This is a genomic window from Vibrio sp. 10N.222.54.E6, from assembly GCF_041473955.1.
GTDB classification, from domain to species: Bacteria; Pseudomonadota; Gammaproteobacteria; order Enterobacterales; family Vibrionaceae; genus Vibrio; species Vibrio tasmaniensis_A.
Window position 1 is genome coordinate 75,535 of record NZ_JBFRTD010000026.1, and the last position, 14,728, is coordinate 90,262.

The window sequence follows — 14,728 nt, forward strand, 5'->3', positions numbered from 1 at the left end:
CTACTTGGCTTCTAGTTCAAAACGATAACCTTGCCCGCGAATGGTGCTGATCAGCTTAGCTTGAGTGTATTGCGTTAACTTTTTACGTAAGCGTGAAACGATAACCTCAATATTGTTTAGCTGAACATTTTCACCCTGCGCATAAAGGGAGTCTGCGATTTGTTGTTTAGATACGATTTGTAAGCAATGGCGAATTAAGTACTCGAATATTTGAAATTCTAAGGCTGTAAGTTCAATCAGAGCATCATCGTAACTGATACGTTTGGCTTGAGTGTCTAAGGTGAGCGATTGCGCTTTGATTTGGGAAGCGGAAAACCCTTGATTTCGACGAACAAGCGCCTCAAGGCGAGCGTGTAGCTCTTCAAATTGGAAGGGCTTGGTAAGGTAATCATCAGCCCCGGAGTTAAGCCCTTCTACTTTATCTTGCCAGTTGCCACGTGCGGTTAAGATTAATATTGGGACTGCAATTTCTTTACGACGTATTTGCTTGATCAGCGTAATGCCATCAAAGTCAGGGAGGCCAAGGTCAATGATCATCACATCTGTATTGGACTGTTTTTGAATCGTTTGTAAACATGCAGAAGCTGTTCTATCTGCATGGACAGTATGTCCTTGCTCACTGAGCTGAGAAGATAGGTGGTGATTCAATATTTCATTATCTTCAACCAAAACAACCAGCATGTAATATCCCTATCTACAATAATATTCAACCAGATAGAGCTTACACTAGCTTTGGATAAAAAAAAGGGAGAAGCCAAAGCTTCCCCCTTAATATTTATTCCAAATTGGTTTTACTTCTGTAGTAAAGAAATATCAGCAATCTGTAGGAACAGGTTACGTAGGTTGTTCAGTAGCGTTAGACGGTTCTTCTTAAGCGCTTCGTCATCAGCCATAACCATTACGTTATCGAAGAATGCATCAACAGGTTCACGTAGATCAGCAAGCTTGCTTAGGGCTTCTTGGTAGTTGCCTGTTGCGAATGCTGGTTCTAATGCTTCTGTCATTACTTCAACGTTTTCAGCCAGTGCTCTCTCTGCGTCTTCTTGAAGAAGAGCAAGATCGATTTCAGCAGGTAGCTCGCCATCGAATTTAGCAAGGATGTTACCTACACGCTTGTTCGCTGCTGCTAGTGCTTCTGCTGCTTCCAGTTCACGGAAGTGAGAAACCGCTTTAACACGTTGGTCAAAGTCAGCTGGCTTGGTTGGACGACGTGCTAGTACCGCTTGGATGATATCAACACTGAAACCAGCATCTTGGTACCATGCGCGGAAACGACCTAGCATGAAGTCGATAACGTCAGCTTCTACGTTTTCGTTGGTTAGCTTGTCGCCTAGTAGCTCTTTCGCTTTACCGATTAGATCAGTTAGGTCTAGGTTGTAGCCGTTTTCAACGATGATACGTAGCACACCTAGTGATGCACGACGTAGAGCGAATGGGTCAGAACCTTTTGGTGCTTGGCCAATACCGAAGATACCCACGATAGTGTCTAGCTTGTCTGCCATTGCTACAGCAGAAGAGATGCCAGTGCTTGGTAGTGTGTCACCTGCGAAACGAGGCATGTACTGCTCGTAAAGTGCTAGTGCTACTTGCTCGTCTTCACCATCGTGAGTCGCGTAGTGCATGCCCATCACACCTTGAGTATCCGTAAATTCGAATACCATTGATGTCATTAGGTCACACTTAGCCAGTAGGCCTGCACGCTTAGATTTCTCAACGTCAGCATCGATTTGCTCAGCAATGTAGCCAGCAAGTTCTGTGATGCGGTCGGTTTTGTCTTTGATAGTGCCCAGTTGCTTCTGGAAGATAGCTTGGTCTAGTTCAGCAAGACGGTCGATCAGCGGGCGCTTACGGTCTGTGTTGAAGAAGAACTCAGCATCAGCAAGACGTGGACGTACAACCTTCTCGTTACCTTCGATTACGTGACGAGGCTCTTTAGACTCGATGTTCGAAACGAAGATGAAGTTTGGCAGAAGGTTCTTATCAGCGTCATACACTGGGAAGTACTTCTGGTCGCCTTTCATGGTGTAAACCAAAGCTTCAGAAGGCACTTTTAGGAACTCTTGCTCAAACTTAGCAGTAAGCACCACTGGCCATTCAACCAAAGAGGTAACTTCTTCAACAAGGTCATCTTCTAGGTCAGCAATACCACCAACTGCGTCAGCTGCTTTTTTCGCATCAGCAAGGATGATCGCTTTACGCGCATCGTAATCTGCCATTACTTTACCGCGCTCTTCTAAGATCGCAGGGTATTGGTCAGCAGAGTCGATAGTGAACTCTTGTTCGCCCATGAAACGGTGGCCACGGATAGTACGAGCAGAAGCTACGCCTAGGATCTCGCCTTCAACAAGCTCATCACCTAGTAGTACTGTCAGTGTTTTCACTGGACGGATAAATTGAATGTCTGAGTTACCCCAGCGCATTGCTTTAGGGATTGGTAGGCCAGCGAGAGCTTTCGCAGCGATGTCCATCACCAATTCTTGAACAGGTTTGCCAGCTACTTCCTGTTTGAAAAGAAGCCACTCGCCTTTGTCTGTTTTCAGGCGGTCAGCTTGCTCAACAGTAATACCGTTACCACGAGCCCAACCTTGTGCAGCTTTAGTCGCGTTGCCTTCAGCATCGAATGCGACAGAAATTGCAGGACCGCGCTTCTCAACGACTTTGTCTGCTTGGCCTTCAGCCAGTGCCGTCACTTTAAGTGCTAGACGACGAGGTGCTGCGTACCACTTGATGCCTTCGTGAGAAAGTTCAGCCGTTTTAAGACCTGCTTCAAAGTTAGAAGCAAAGGCTTCAGCTAGTGAACGAAGTGCCGTTGGTGGAAGCTCTTCCGTACCCAGTTCAATTAGAAAATTCTTCGCCATGATTATTTATCCTTCTTACACATTGGGAAGCCAAGCGCTTCACGTGACGCGTAGTACGCCTCTGCAACAGCTTTAGTCAGGTTGCGGATACGAAGGATGTAACGTTGACGCTCTGTTACAGAGATAGCTTTGCGCGCATCAAGAATGTTGAATGCGTGACCTGCTTTTAGAATGCGCTCGTAAGCTGGAAGCGGCAGTGGCTTCTCAAGCTCAAGTAGCTCTTTACACTCTTTTTCGCACTGGTCGAAGAAAGTGAATAGGAAATCTACGTCTGCGTGTTCGAAGTTGTATGTTGATTGCTCAACTTCGTTTTGGTGGAAGATGTCACCGTAAGTCACATTAGAACCGTCTGGTGCTACGTTCCATACAAGGTCGTAAACAGAGTCTACTTCTTGGATGTACATTGCTAGACGCTCGATACCGTAAGTGATCTCACCCGTTACTGGCTTACACTCAAGACCGCCAACTTGTTGGAAGTAAGTGAATTGAGTCACTTCCATACCGTTTAGCCATACTTCCCAACCAAGACCCCATGCGCCTAGCGTTGGGTTTTCCCAGTTGTCTTCTACGAAACGAATATCGTGAACAAGTGGGTCGACACCAAGAACTTCAAGCGAGCCTAAGTACAACTCCTGGATGTTATCTGGAGAAGGTTTTAGAGCTACTTGGAATTGATAGTAGTGCTGCAGGCGGTTCGGGTTTTCACCGTAACGACCATCGGTCGGACGACGAGAAGGTTGAACGTATGCCGTAGACATTGGCTCTGGGCCAAGTGCACGTAGACATGTCATTGGGTGAGAGGTGCCAGCACCTACTTCCATATCTAGTGGTTGAACAATGGTACAACCGTTTTGTGCCCAGTAATCCTGCAGCGCGAGGATCATTCCCTGGAAGGTTTTGATATCGTATTTTTGCATAGTCAGGTTCGCGCGATTCTTTTAAATGAATGATAAAAATAACCTCTGAGTATACCGAGATATTGGTAAAGCGAGTAGGGGTAATCTTGTTTAATTAGTGGTCTAAAATGTCGTTTAGTGGATTTTTTTGCCTTTAATGTTTGTTTTTCGGCACAAGTGGATATTTTGATAACTTTGACACTTGTGTTTGAAAGCGTGGGTGATTAAAATCTCGCGGTCTTTGGGGAGTAGCTTGCTTATTCATATCCTATTGAATGAGTTCGTTCGTCAACATAATTGATGCAAAATCATCATGGCGTTCGAGGCAACCACCACCTTGGTGGCGCTTAGCAAGACCTTAGACAAGCATCGTGAACCGGGATGGGGCGCGAGGTTTGTCTTTGGTTAAATATAATAATCCTCATCCCAAATGAGCATGTCGTGAGCGTTTTAGCAATTTCAATTACAACTGTCGCCTTAGCCGAGATCGGTGATAAGACTCAGTTGTTATCCCTTTTATTAGCCAGTCGATATCGAAAACCGCTACCTATTATTGCGGCTATTTTCTTTGCCACCATTGCCAACCATGCCCTTGCTGCGTGGCTAGGTGTTGTGGTTGCTGATTATTTATCTCCTAAAGTACTTAAGTGGGTGCTGGTGGTCAGTTTCATTGCGATGGCAGGCTGGATTCTGATTCCGGATAAATTAGATGACGATGAGCAGATCTCGAACCGAGGGCCGTTTGTCGCCAGTTTTATCGCTTTCTTCATTGCTGAGATCGGTGATAAGACTCAGATTGCGACATCGATTCTAGGGGCTCAATATTCGGATGCATTAACGTGGGTCATTCTCGGTACTACCATTGGTATGTTGCTGGCGAATGTGCCTGTGGTGATCATTGGTAAGCTATCGGCAGATAAGATGCCACTTGACCTGATTCGCAAGATCACAGCCTTGTTGTTCGTGGGTTTGGCTATCGCAGCAGCGTTCTATTAAGCGGTAGTATTGAGTCTTATTATACTCAATCAGTAGAGTAATGTGTTGTAGGTCATACTCTTACAGTATTGTGGAGTTTATCGAGCGAATGGACATATAACTGTCATACTTGTCATGATATTTTAATCTTGTGAGTTAAGAACACGAGGGCATGATTATGTTGACGCGTTATATGGGTATTACTCCACAAAGCCAAAGTTATCTATTTACCTTTGGTCTCGCACTTACACTACTAGGCATGGTGTTGACGGACATGTGGCTACCAATGGTGGCTGGTTCGATGATCATGACCGGGCTTGCGGTAGAAGCTTGGATTCGGGTTGCGCATATTATTCCTATGCGAAAAGATATCCGAGAAATTCAGCATCAGCTTGAGCATCTGCAAAACAAGTCTAGAAGCGAATAAACAAAAAGCCGCTCGTACTCTGAGTTCTGTTTAAGAACATAAGGTACGAGCGGCTTTTTTGATACTTGATAGTCGGTGGGGCGTTACGCCTCCAATCCCTTTCTGATCAAATACTGGTAAGGCAACGTTTCTGTCGCTTGGCCTACCAACTGGTGATCCATGAATCGACAAAAGCTCGGAATATCACGAGTTGTCGAAGGGTCGTCAGCTTTTACCAGTAACACATCGCCATCCTGCATGTTTCTAATTGTCTTCCTGACCATCATTACTGGCTCTGGGCAACGCAGGCCTTCAGCTTCTAAAGTGTGGGTTGCCAGTTCAGGTTTGAATGTCATGGTTTGTATCTCTATATCTATCTAACGAGTGAATAATACGTCTGCAGAAAAAATATGCAATAAGTGCTTGGCAAACGGAACCATTTCCTATAACTTAATTAACAAGTTGATAACAACTTGTAACAAAGGCAACTAGCTAAGGAGTGGCGATGTTGACAGGATTAGATAGATTAACAATTTATTCAGTTCTCTGTTTTATTTCTTTTTGTGCGTTAGTACTACGCTCATCGACAGAGACCTCTCTAATGCCAATCTTTGGCATAGTAGCAACGATTATTGGTATTTGGGTAGAGATGCGCCGTTGGCAAGGCATAGCCGAGGAGCAAGAGCACTAACCCTAATACACAAGCAAATTCCAATACGACAACATTCCGACACTATCCCCAGATTTTCTTGGGCTTCCCCGCGTAATTGCGGGATTTTTTTTATCTAAAGCATGCTATAAACAACTTAGTGACCAATGATAATTGTATACAGCTAGGTAAGTGGCGTGGAATTAGAAGACATCTATCGTAGAGACCTGAATTTACTGGTCGCCTTAAAGGTATTGATTGAAGAGGGCAGTGTTAGTCAAGCCGCGCTTCGTCTTAACCTAAGCCAATCGGCAACTAGCCGAGTATTAGGGCGCTTAAGAGAACTACTCAACGATCCCCTGTTTACACGCCAAGGTCAGCACCTTATTCCCACCAAGAAAGCACTCGAGATCAGCCAGCGCATTGACCAACCTTTAGAATCATTCCGCCAACTTCTTAGCCCGAGTGATTTCGATCCTTACTATTGCAGCGAGCGCTTTTTGATTGCGACCACTGACTACGCGATGCAAACCATCTTGCCTTATGCTCTGCCGAAGATTTATGAGCAAGCGCCGAACATCTCTTTGGAGTTTGCACCATTGCAGCATGAGCATTTGTTTAAGCAACTCAGCACCGAACGTGTCGATATGGCTATTTGTCGCCCGAGTGGCAGCGTTGCACCACTTCATCAAGATGTATTGGGGCCGGTCGGTGTGTCGTGCCTGTTATCTAAGAATCACCCATTAGCCGATAAGCCTTTAAACCTTGAAGACTATGTATCACTCCCGCACGCGATGATTGCGATCAGTGATGGTGTTAAGGCTTTATTAGACAATGCCTTAGCCAATCAACAACCACGAAAAATGGTGCTGCGTGCTTATCACCTTGAAGCGGCATTGGCGATTGTCGATAGAATGCCGTTGGTGATTACTGTACCTGCTGATTTGGCTTACTTGGTGGCAGAGCGTTATGACTTAGTCGTCAAGCCATTACCATTTGAATTTATGCCGTTTGATTACTCACTGATCTGGCACTCGCGATGTGATTCTTCTGCTTCACAACAGTGGTTAAGAAGAGTGGTAAAAGAAGAGTGTGGTGAGCTGATTCAAAAACGAATTGCGGATGTCGGTTTGGGTTAACTAGGACTGAGTCTGGGCTCACTAGACCCGAATAACAAAAACGCAAAAGGGCTGATAAAAATCAGCCCTTTGTTGTTTTGGGTTATCCAAGCCTAAAGCTGTTGCTTAAGGTTTGATAACTTTATGTTTGAGAATCTATAGTTTAATGACTACGCGACCAGTGATTTGACCGTTAGTGATGTCTTCTGCAGCTTGAATTGCGCCATCTAAAGGCACTTCTTTAGTCGCTTGGCCGTAGAAAGACTCAGGTAGTAGTTCAGCCAGTTGCTCCCACGCTTTAATACGTTTTTCACGAGGGCACATTACGGAATCCACACCTTGTAGGCGAACGTTACGTAGAATGAATGGCATTACTGTAGTTGGTAAATCAAAACCACCTGCTAGGCCACACATTGCAACCGCGCCGTTGTAATCAATTTGTGCCAATACTTTCGCAAGTACTTTGCTACCTACTGTATCGATAGCACCAGCCCACAGTTGTTTCTCAAGTGGTTTCGCTGGTTCTTCTAATTCAGCACGCTCTACAATGCGTGTTGCACCTAGTGATTTTAGAAGCTCGCCATTTTCTGAAGCTCGGCCAGTAACCGCTGCTACTTTGTAGCCTAGTTGGTTTAACAGCGTAATAGACACGCTGCCTACGCCGCCACTAGCACCCGTTACTAGGATTTCACCGTCTTCTGGTTTGATGCCTGCATCTACGATAGCTTGCACACAAAGCATAGCGGTGAAACCAGCGGTACCAATCGCCATGACTTTCTTAGCGTCTAGACCCGCTGGCATTGGCACTAACCAATCACCGTTTAGGCTGGCTTTCTCAGCCATGCCACCCCAGTGACCTTCACCAACACCCCAACCCGTTAGAACAACTTCGTCGCCTGCTTTGTAGCGCGGGTCATCAGATTGTGAAACCACGCCAGAAAGGTCAATGCCAGGAACCATAGGGAAGTTGCGAACAATGCGCCCTTTACCTGTTATCGCCAAACCATCTTTGTAGTTCAAAGAAGAGTAGCTCACATCAACTTTCACGTTACCTTCTGGTAATTGAGACTCATCAATTTGAGAAACTGATGCGATAGTTTTTTTGTCTTCTTGGTTTAGTACAAGTGCTTTAAACATGATCTGCTCCGTAGGAGGAATATTAGGAAACTGAAGTAACTTTAGTTGAATCATCCGAGAAAAAATAATGAAACATCAACATTGAATCTATGCGTTTTGTGCATAGATATCAGTGTTGGTTTTTCTCTCGCTGAACGCAATCGATGCATTGTTGGATGCCAAGTAATAAAAAGTGCAGCTATATAAATATAGCTGCACAAAAGATTACCCTACAAGTATTAAAACCAGTGATCGCTATGGGCGTTCAAATACCGTTGCAATACCTTGGCCTAAACCAATACACATGGTCGCCAAGCCGTATTTCACGTCTTGTGCTTCCATCAGGTTGATTAGGGTCGTCGAGATACGAGAACCAGAACAGCCCAGTGGGTGACCAAGAGCAATCGCACCACCGTTAAGGTTTACTTTCTCGTCAACCACATCCAGTAGACCGAGGTCTTTCGCACATGGAAGAGATTGAGCAGCAAACGCTTCGTTTAGCTCAATCACACCCATATCTTCGATGGTTAGGCCTGCACGTTTAAGTGCTTTTTTCGTCGCTGGTACTGGGCCGTAACCCATGATTGAAGGATCGCAGCCAGCGATAGCCATCGACTTCACGCGAGCGCGAATCTTCAGGCCAAGTGCGTTGGCTTTCTCTTCGCTCATGATAAGCATTGCCGATGCACCATCAGACAGTGCTGATGAAGTACCTGCTGTTACCGTACCGTTTGCTGGGTCAAATACCGGGCGAAGCTGAGATAAGCCTTCAACCGTAGTTTCTGGGCGAATGACTTCATCGTAATCCAGAGTGAACAGTGAACCGTCTGCTGCGTGAGCTTCTGTTGGCAGGATTTCGTTTTTGAAACGACCTTCAACTGTTGCTGCTTGAGCTCGAGCATGTGAGCGTGCTGCGAATGCATCTTGGTCTTCACGGCTAATACCGTGCATTTTGCCTAGCATCTCAGCCGTTAGACCCATCATGCCGGCCGCTTTCGCTACGTGTTTAGACATGCCAGGGTGAAAATCAACACCATGGTTCATTGGTACGTGACCCATATGTTCGACACCACCGATCAGGCAGATTTCAGCATCACCAACCATGATAGAGCGGGTTGCATCATGTAGAGCTTGCATAGATGAGCCACATAAACGGTTGACCGTTACCGCACCAATCTCAATCGGCAGACCAGCAAGTAAAGCAGCGTTACGTGCAACGTTGAAGCCTTGCTCTAGCGTTTGTTGTACACAACCCCAGTAAATGTCTTCAATTTCGACAGGGTTTACTTCTGGGTTGCGCTCTAAAATGCCTTTCATCAAATGTGCCGACAGATCTTCAGCACGAGTGTGACGGAAAGCTCCACCTTTGGAACGTCCCATTGGGGTACGAAGGCAATCAACAACAACTACATTATTCATTTTGCTATTCCTTTTCCAAATGTGGGTTACAGAGAACTTGCTTGTTGGCCGTCGTAAAAGCTTTCGCCTTTCGCTGCCATATCAAGCAATAGTTGAGGAACTTGGTACATTGCACCTAAGTCTTGGTAGCTCTTCGCCATTTCAACGAAGTTACCAATACCCACACTGTCTAAGTAGCGGAATACGCCGCCTCTGAATGGAGGGAAGCCTAAACCGTAAACCAGTGCCATATCCGCTTCTTGCGGTGTCGCGATGATGCCTTCTTCTAAACAAAGCACCACTTCGTTGATCATAGGAATCATCACACGTTGGATAATTGTCTGGTCATCAAAGTCTTGTGGTTGTTGGCATACGTCAGCCAGGATAGGAAGAATGTCTTCAGAGAATGTCTTCTTAGGACGACCGCGTTTGTCTACGCTGTACGTGTAGAAACCGCTGCCGTTCTTCTGGCCGTATTTTTCAGCGACGTAAAGTGCGTCAATTGCATCACGACCTTCTTTACCCATACGCTCTGGGAAACCTTGCGCCATTACTGCTTGTGCATGATGTGCTGTGTCTAAACCTACAACGTCTAGCAAGTAAGCAGGGCCCATTGGCCAACCGAACTTACGCTCCATGACTTTATCGATCTTAGTGAAGTCAGCACCGTCACGTAGCAACATGCTGAAACCGCCAAAGTAAGGGAAAAGTACACGGTTAACGAAGAAGCCTGGGCAATCATTAACAACGATAGGGGATTTACCCATCTTCGCTGCGTAAGCAACCACGCGATTAATGGTTTCTTCTGAAGTATGCTCGCCACGGATGATCTCAACCAAAGGCATGCGGTGTACTGGGTTAAAGAAGTGCATACCACAGAAGTTTTCTGGGCGTTTTAGAGATTTTGCTAGCAGGTTGATCGGAATCGTTGAGGTGTTTGATGTAAGAACTGTGTCTTCACCCACCAGACCTTCCACTTCACTCAGTACTGCTGCTTTTACTTTAGGGTTTTCTACAACGGCTTCCACAATCACATCTGACTGTTCAACACCTGCGTAATGTAAGCTTGGGGTAATAGAAGACAGAATGCCTGCCATCTTGAATCCATCTAGGCGACCGCGTGATAAGCGTTTATTCAACAGCTTAGATGCTTCGTTCATACCAAGATCTAGAGACGCCTGTGCGATGTCTTTCATCATCACTGGCACGCCCTTTAACGCTGACTGGTAAGCAATACCGCCACCCATGATGCCAGCACCAAGTACCGCTGCTCGTTCAGTCGCTTTGTTTGCAGACTTACCAGCTTGTTTCGCTAGGCCTTTGATGTATTGGTCATTAAGGAATAAGCCGACCAATGCTTTCGCTTCTTCAGATTTCGCTAGCTTAACGAAGTGTTTACGCTCGATGTCTAGTGCTGCATCGCGATCGCTACGTGCTGCTTCTTCGATAGCGATAACCGAGGTGATAGGTGCTGGGTAATGAGGCCCTGCTTTTTGAGCAACTAAGCCTTTCGCCATGGTAAAGCTCATCATCGCTTCTAGTTTGCTTAATGAAAGCGCTGATGTTTTTTGTTTACGACGTAGCTGCCAATCGAGTTTTTCATTGGCTGCTAGAGAAACAGTGTTAATCGCTGATTCTAATAGTTGGTCTGTTTCAACAATCGCATCTAACAAGCCAACTTTAAGTGCTTCATCTGCACGGCATGCTTTGCCTTGCGTGATAATTTCCATTGCACTGTCAGCACCGATAACACGTGGCAGACGCACACAACCACCAAAGCCAGGCATGATGCCAAGTTTGGTTTCTGGTAGGCCTATGCTGGTGGTCTTGTCACCGATACGGAAATCGGTAGCGAGTACACATTCACAGCCGCCGCCAAGGGCATGGCCACGCATCATTGAAAGAGTTGGGACAGGAAGGTCTTCGAGCTTGCTGAAAATTGAATTAGCGAATCTTAACCATTCATCAAGTTCGGCTTCTGGCTTAGCAAATAGGCCAAGAAATTCAGTGATGTCTGCGCCTACGATGAACGCGTCTTTGTTTGAAGTTAAGATTAAACCACGTAATCCAGCGTGAGCATTAAGAGCATCTAACGCTTTATCTAGTGATTCTAAAGTAGCAAGGTCGAGTTTGTTTACAGAGGCCGGAGCACAGAAGCTAAGTTCTGCAATACCATCTTGTAATTCCTTTACCTGTAAGGTGTTAGCTTGGTAAATCATTGTCTATCTCCATGACATACAATCCACGATTGTTTGAGAGAATCTTGTTATCTTTCTATTATTGTAGAATACCTGGTAAGACCAGTTATTCTAGTCTGTACCTCTGCCTGGTGAATTTCAATACATTTTTTAAACAATTGTTTAACATTGTGCGATGGCACAGATCCTCTAACCCTTATTATTCACGCGTGATACACTTCGCCGCTCTTATTAATTAAGTTAACGATATGAATGAACAGCCCTATTTAATACCGTCAGCGTCGGCTCTGTTTGAAGAAGAGATAAAGAAGAGCGTCTTCATTACTCATCTTGCTCATACTCCAAGTGTAGAAGCTGCTAAACAGTTCGTAGAACAGGTAAAAAAAGAGCATTCATCAGCGCGACATAATTGTTGGGGTTTTGCTGCAGGGCGACCTGAAGACTCAATGCAATGGGGCTTTAGTGACGATGGAGAGCCATCTGGTACTGCGGGTAAGCCTATCTTGGCGCAACTGTCTGGTTCTGGCGTTGGTGAACTGACGGCTGTTGTTACTCGTTATTCTGGCGGAATCAAGCTTGGAACGGGTGGCCTAGTAAAGGCTTACGGTGGTGGAGTGCAACAAGCTCTCAAGCTGCTTCAAACTATCGAGAAAAAAATAACCACAAAATTACGGCTAGAGTTAGACTATGGCTTTGTGCCAATTGCGCAATCCATTATGGCTCAGCATCAGGCTGTTGAAGTCCAAGCGGATTATGGTGTGCAAGTTGAGCTTATTATTGAAATAGAGCTCCTTCAGGTAGATTCGTTTACCCAAACCATGATCAATAAAAGCGGTGCTAAGGCACTGGTAACGAAAGTCAAAGACAACTAGGAAGTGTGAAGCATTTCGCTTCGTTCAATAGCTCATGCAATTTCGCTCAATTATTCGAATCGTCGGATTATTATTAGCACTTTTTAGTGTATCAATGCTCGCACCTGCGCTCGTCGCACTGATCTATCGAGATGGTGCGGGTGTGCCATTTGTGACGACTTTCTTTGTTCTATTATTTTTTGGAGCAACTTGCTGGTTTCCAAACCGACGCTATAAACATGAATTGAAGGCGCGAGATGGCTTTTTGATTGTTGTTTTGTTCTGGACGGTAATCGGCAGTGCGGGTGCGTTACCGTTTTTGATCGCTGATAACCCGAGTGTTTCGGTAACCGATGCTTTCTTCGAATCCTTTTCTGCATTAACTACAACTGGTGCGACGGTTATTGTCGGCCTTGATGATCTCCCTAAGGCAATTCTGTTTTACCGTCAGTTCCTACAATGGTTTGGTGGTATGGGTATCATCGTATTGGCGGTAGCCATTCTTCCTGTTCTGGGTATCGGTGGTATGCAGCTGTATCGTGCTGAAATCCCAGGTCCTGTAAAAGACAGTAAGATGACACCGCGTATTGCTGAAACGGCAAAAGCGCTCTGGTACATCTATCTCAGCTTAACAATTGCTTGTGCAGTGGCATTTTGGCTTGCAGGTATGAGCTTCTTTGACGCTATTAGCCATAGTTTCTCGACTATCGCAATTGGTGGCTTCTCAACGCACGATGCAAGCATGGGCTATTTCAACAGTCCTGCTATCAACATGATTACGGTCGTGTTCCTTCTTATATCTGCATGTAACTATTCTCTTCACTTTGCGGCATTTGCTTCTGGTGGTGTACATCCTAAGTATTACTGGAAAGATCCTGAGTTCCGTGCCTTTATCTTTATTCAAGTCGTGCTGTTCTTAGTTTGTTTCTTATTACTGTTGAATCACCATTCTTATGACTCGTATTATGATGCTTTCGATCAAGCCTTGTTCCAGACAGTATCTATTTCAACAACCGCAGGCTTCACCACAACCGGTTTCTCTGAGTGGCCGCTATTCTTACCTGTGTTGCTTCTGTTCTCTTCTTTTATAGGTGGTTGTGCAGGTTCAACGGGTGGCGGTATGAAAGTCATTCGAATATTACTGCTTACTTTACAGGGTGCTCGTGAAATGAAGCGTCTTGTTCACCCGCGTGCTGTCTATACCATCAAGGTTGGTGGTTCGGCGCTACCACAACGTGTCGTTGATGCGGTTTGGGGCTTCTTCTCTGCATACGCATTAGTTTTTGTGGTTTGTATGTTGGCTCTTATTGCTACGGGGATGGATGAGCTAAGCGCTTTCTCTGCCGTAGCGGCAACGCTGAATAACCTTGGCCCGGGCTTAGGTGAAGTGGCAATGCACTTCGGCGATGTGAATGATAAGGCCAAATGGGTGTTGATCGTATCTATGCTGTTTGGTCGTTTAGAGATATTCACCTTATTAATTTTATTGACCCCTACGTTTTGGCGTAGCTAAGGACAACATTGTGGCAAAAGCTCTATTTTTATATTCAAGCCGTGAAGGGCAGACCAAGAAAATCTTGAACTATATAAAAGAAGAAATGAATGAGTTCGAATGTGAGCTTCAAGATCTGCACACTATTAGTAATGTCGACTTTGCTCAATACGATAGAGTGTTGATTGGTGCATCTATTCGTTACGGCCACCTTAATAAGAAGCTATATAAGTTCATTGATGCCAACCTTGCTCAGTTGCAATCGAACAAGGTTGCTTTCTTTTGCGTTAACTTAACAGCTCGTAAAGAAGACCAAGGCAAAGATACTCCTGAAGGTAGCGCCTATATTAAGAAGTTTCTTCTTAAGTCTCCATGGCAGCCGACTCTAATCGGTGTATTCGCTGGTGCCCTCTATTACCCACGTTATAACTGGTTCGATAAAACCATGATTCGCTTCATTATGAATATGACAGGTGGAGAAACGGATACAACCAAGGAAGTTGAGTACACAAACTGGGAAAAAGTCTCTTTATTCTCTAAGAAATTGCAAGAGATGTAAGAGAAAAGCCTACTTTTGAGGCGTTTTGTGCTCTTTTTAATCGAACGAATAAAAAAACGAGAAAAACTTCAAAAAGGGCTTGCCAGTGTGATCGAAATCTCTATAATGCCACCTCGCTGACACGGGATGGCTTCGAAGCTTTGGTTTCAAAAGCGAAAACGAATCAGCAGGTCAAATTAGCCAAGCTAAGCGCTTGAAAAAAGTTTTGAAAA

At 45.2% G+C, this 14,728-nt stretch carries 14 protein-coding genes; 7 read left to right on the forward strand and 7 right to left on the reverse strand.

Going from position 1 to position 14,728, the window contains the following annotated elements; all coding sequences use genetic code 11:
- From AB4513_RS15575 to glyQ, 3 genes are all read right to left on the reverse strand, one after another.
- Entirely contained in the window at window positions 1–681 is a 681-nt protein-coding gene (locus AB4513_RS15575; protein ID WP_009848157.1) for a response regulator transcription factor, read from the reverse strand.
- Window positions 682–791: 110 nt separating this feature from the next.
- Window positions 792–2,858: a glycine--tRNA ligase subunit beta gene (gene glyS, locus AB4513_RS15580; RefSeq protein ID WP_009848158.1), complete on the reverse strand. Its 2,067-nt coding sequence runs from the start codon at window positions 2,856–2,858 to the stop codon at window positions 792–794.
- 2 nt (window positions 2,859–2,860) lie between these two features.
- Window positions 2,861–3,775: a glycine--tRNA ligase subunit alpha gene (gene glyQ, locus AB4513_RS15585; protein WP_009848159.1), complete on the reverse strand. Its 915-nt coding sequence runs from the start codon at window positions 3,773–3,775 to the stop codon at window positions 2,861–2,863.
- A 420-nt stretch (window positions 3,776–4,195) separates the two neighbouring features.
- Between glyQ and AB4513_RS15590 the strand changes: the two genes are divergently transcribed.
- Both AB4513_RS15590 and AB4513_RS15595 read left to right on the forward strand, forming a co-directional pair.
- Window positions 4,196–4,750: a TMEM165/GDT1 family protein gene (locus AB4513_RS15590; RefSeq protein ID WP_102258029.1), complete on the forward strand. Its 555-nt coding sequence runs from the start codon at window positions 4,196–4,198 to the stop codon at window positions 4,748–4,750.
- A gap of 151 nt (window positions 4,751–4,901) precedes the next feature.
- Window positions 4,902–5,156 carry a hypothetical protein gene (locus AB4513_RS15595; RefSeq protein ID WP_009848161.1) on the forward strand — a complete coding sequence of 85 codons (255 nt, stop codon included), beginning with the start codon at window positions 4,902–4,904 and terminating at the stop codon, window positions 5,154–5,156.
- Window positions 5,157–5,239: 83 nt separating this feature from the next.
- Here the strand turns inward: AB4513_RS15595 and tusA are convergent, their stop codons facing one another.
- A complete protein-coding gene (gene tusA, locus AB4513_RS15600; protein WP_004736675.1) occupies window positions 5,240–5,491 on the reverse strand; it encodes a sulfurtransferase TusA in 252 nt (83 codons plus the stop codon).
- Between the two features lie 149 nt (window positions 5,492–5,640).
- Between tusA and AB4513_RS15605 the strand changes: the two genes are divergently transcribed.
- Window positions 5,641–5,826 (forward strand): hypothetical protein, encoded by a 186-nt coding sequence (locus tag AB4513_RS15605; RefSeq protein WP_004736674.1) that lies wholly within the window; start codon window positions 5,641–5,643, stop codon window positions 5,824–5,826.
- 155 nt (window positions 5,827–5,981) lie between these two features.
- On the forward strand, window positions 5,982–6,923 hold the full coding sequence (locus AB4513_RS15610) for a LysR family transcriptional regulator (RefSeq protein ID WP_017099657.1): 942 nt from the start codon (window positions 5,982–5,984) through the stop codon (window positions 6,921–6,923).
- A gap of 135 nt (window positions 6,924–7,058) precedes the next feature.
- Here the strand turns inward: AB4513_RS15610 and AB4513_RS15615 are convergent, their stop codons facing one another.
- The 3 genes from AB4513_RS15615 to fadB all read right to left on the reverse strand — a co-directional run bounded on the left by AB4513_RS15615 (window position 7,059) and on the right by fadB (window position 11,635).
- Complete coding sequence (locus AB4513_RS15615; RefSeq protein ID WP_017099656.1) at window positions 7,059–8,039, reverse strand: MDR family oxidoreductase; 981 nt, start codon at window positions 8,037–8,039, stop codon at window positions 7,059–7,061.
- Window positions 8,040–8,273: 234 nt separating this feature from the next.
- Window positions 8,274–9,437: an acetyl-CoA C-acyltransferase FadA gene (gene fadA, locus AB4513_RS15620; RefSeq protein WP_016784138.1), complete on the reverse strand. Its 1,164-nt coding sequence runs from the start codon at window positions 9,435–9,437 to the stop codon at window positions 8,274–8,276.
- A 26-nt stretch (window positions 9,438–9,463) separates the two neighbouring features.
- The gene (fadB, locus tag AB4513_RS15625) at window positions 9,464–11,635 is read right to left on the reverse strand and encodes a fatty acid oxidation complex subunit alpha FadB (protein WP_009848167.1); all 2,172 of its coding nucleotides are present in this window, start codon (window positions 11,633–11,635) and stop codon (window positions 9,464–9,466) included.
- Between the two features lie 227 nt (window positions 11,636–11,862).
- On the opposite strand from fadB, the gene AB4513_RS15630 reads away from it, so the two are divergent.
- The 3 genes from AB4513_RS15630 to hemG are packed head-to-tail and all read left to right on the forward strand — an operon-like array spanning window position 11,863 to window position 14,516.
- Window positions 11,863–12,486, forward strand: coding sequence for a YigZ family protein (locus AB4513_RS15630; protein ID WP_009848168.1), 624 nt, complete (start codon window positions 11,863–11,865; stop codon window positions 12,484–12,486).
- Window positions 12,487–12,520: 34 nt separating this feature from the next.
- Entirely contained in the window at window positions 12,521–13,978 is a 1,458-nt protein-coding gene (locus tag AB4513_RS15635) for a TrkH family potassium uptake protein (protein ID WP_009848169.1), read from the forward strand.
- A gap of 10 nt (window positions 13,979–13,988) precedes the next feature.
- A complete protein-coding gene (gene hemG, locus AB4513_RS15640) occupies window positions 13,989–14,516 on the forward strand; it encodes a menaquinone-dependent protoporphyrinogen IX dehydrogenase (RefSeq protein ID WP_004736667.1) in 528 nt (175 codons plus the stop codon).
- Window positions 14,517–14,728 lie beyond the last annotated feature (212 nt).

Excerpts from the sequence above, each read along its gene's own strand:
- fadB (WP_009848167.1), bottom strand. The coding sequence starts at position 11,635 with ATGATTTACCAAGCTAACACCTTACAGGTAAAGGAATTACAAGATGGT.
- AB4513_RS15605 (WP_004736674.1), top strand. The coding sequence starts at position 5,641 with ATGTTGACAGGATTAGATAGATTAACAATTTATTCAGTTCTCTGTTTT.
- AB4513_RS15595 (WP_009848161.1), top strand. The coding sequence starts at position 4,902 with ATGATTATGTTGACGCGTTATATGGGTATTACTCCACAAAGCCAAAGT.
- AB4513_RS15615 (WP_017099656.1), bottom strand. The coding sequence starts at position 8,039 with ATGTTTAAAGCACTTGTACTAAACCAAGAAGACAAAAAAACTATCGCA.
- fadA (WP_016784138.1), bottom strand. The coding sequence starts at position 9,437 with ATGAATAATGTAGTTGTTGTTGATTGCCTTCGTACCCCAATGGGACGT.
- AB4513_RS15575 (WP_009848157.1), bottom strand. The coding sequence starts at position 681 with ATGCTGGTTGTTTTGGTTGAAGATAATGAAATATTGAATCACCACCTA.
- glyQ (WP_009848159.1), bottom strand. The coding sequence starts at position 3,775 with ATGCAAAAATACGATATCAAAACCTTCCAGGGAATGATCCTCGCGCTG.
- tusA (WP_004736675.1), bottom strand. The coding sequence starts at position 5,491 with ATGACATTCAAACCTGAACTGGCAACCCACACTTTAGAAGCTGAAGGC.
- AB4513_RS15630 (WP_009848168.1), top strand. The coding sequence starts at position 11,863 with ATGAATGAACAGCCCTATTTAATACCGTCAGCGTCGGCTCTGTTTGAA.
- AB4513_RS15635 (WP_009848169.1), top strand. The coding sequence starts at position 12,521 with ATGCAATTTCGCTCAATTATTCGAATCGTCGGATTATTATTAGCACTT.
- glyS (WP_009848158.1), bottom strand. The coding sequence starts at position 2,858 with ATGGCGAAGAATTTTCTAATTGAACTGGGTACGGAAGAGCTTCCACCA.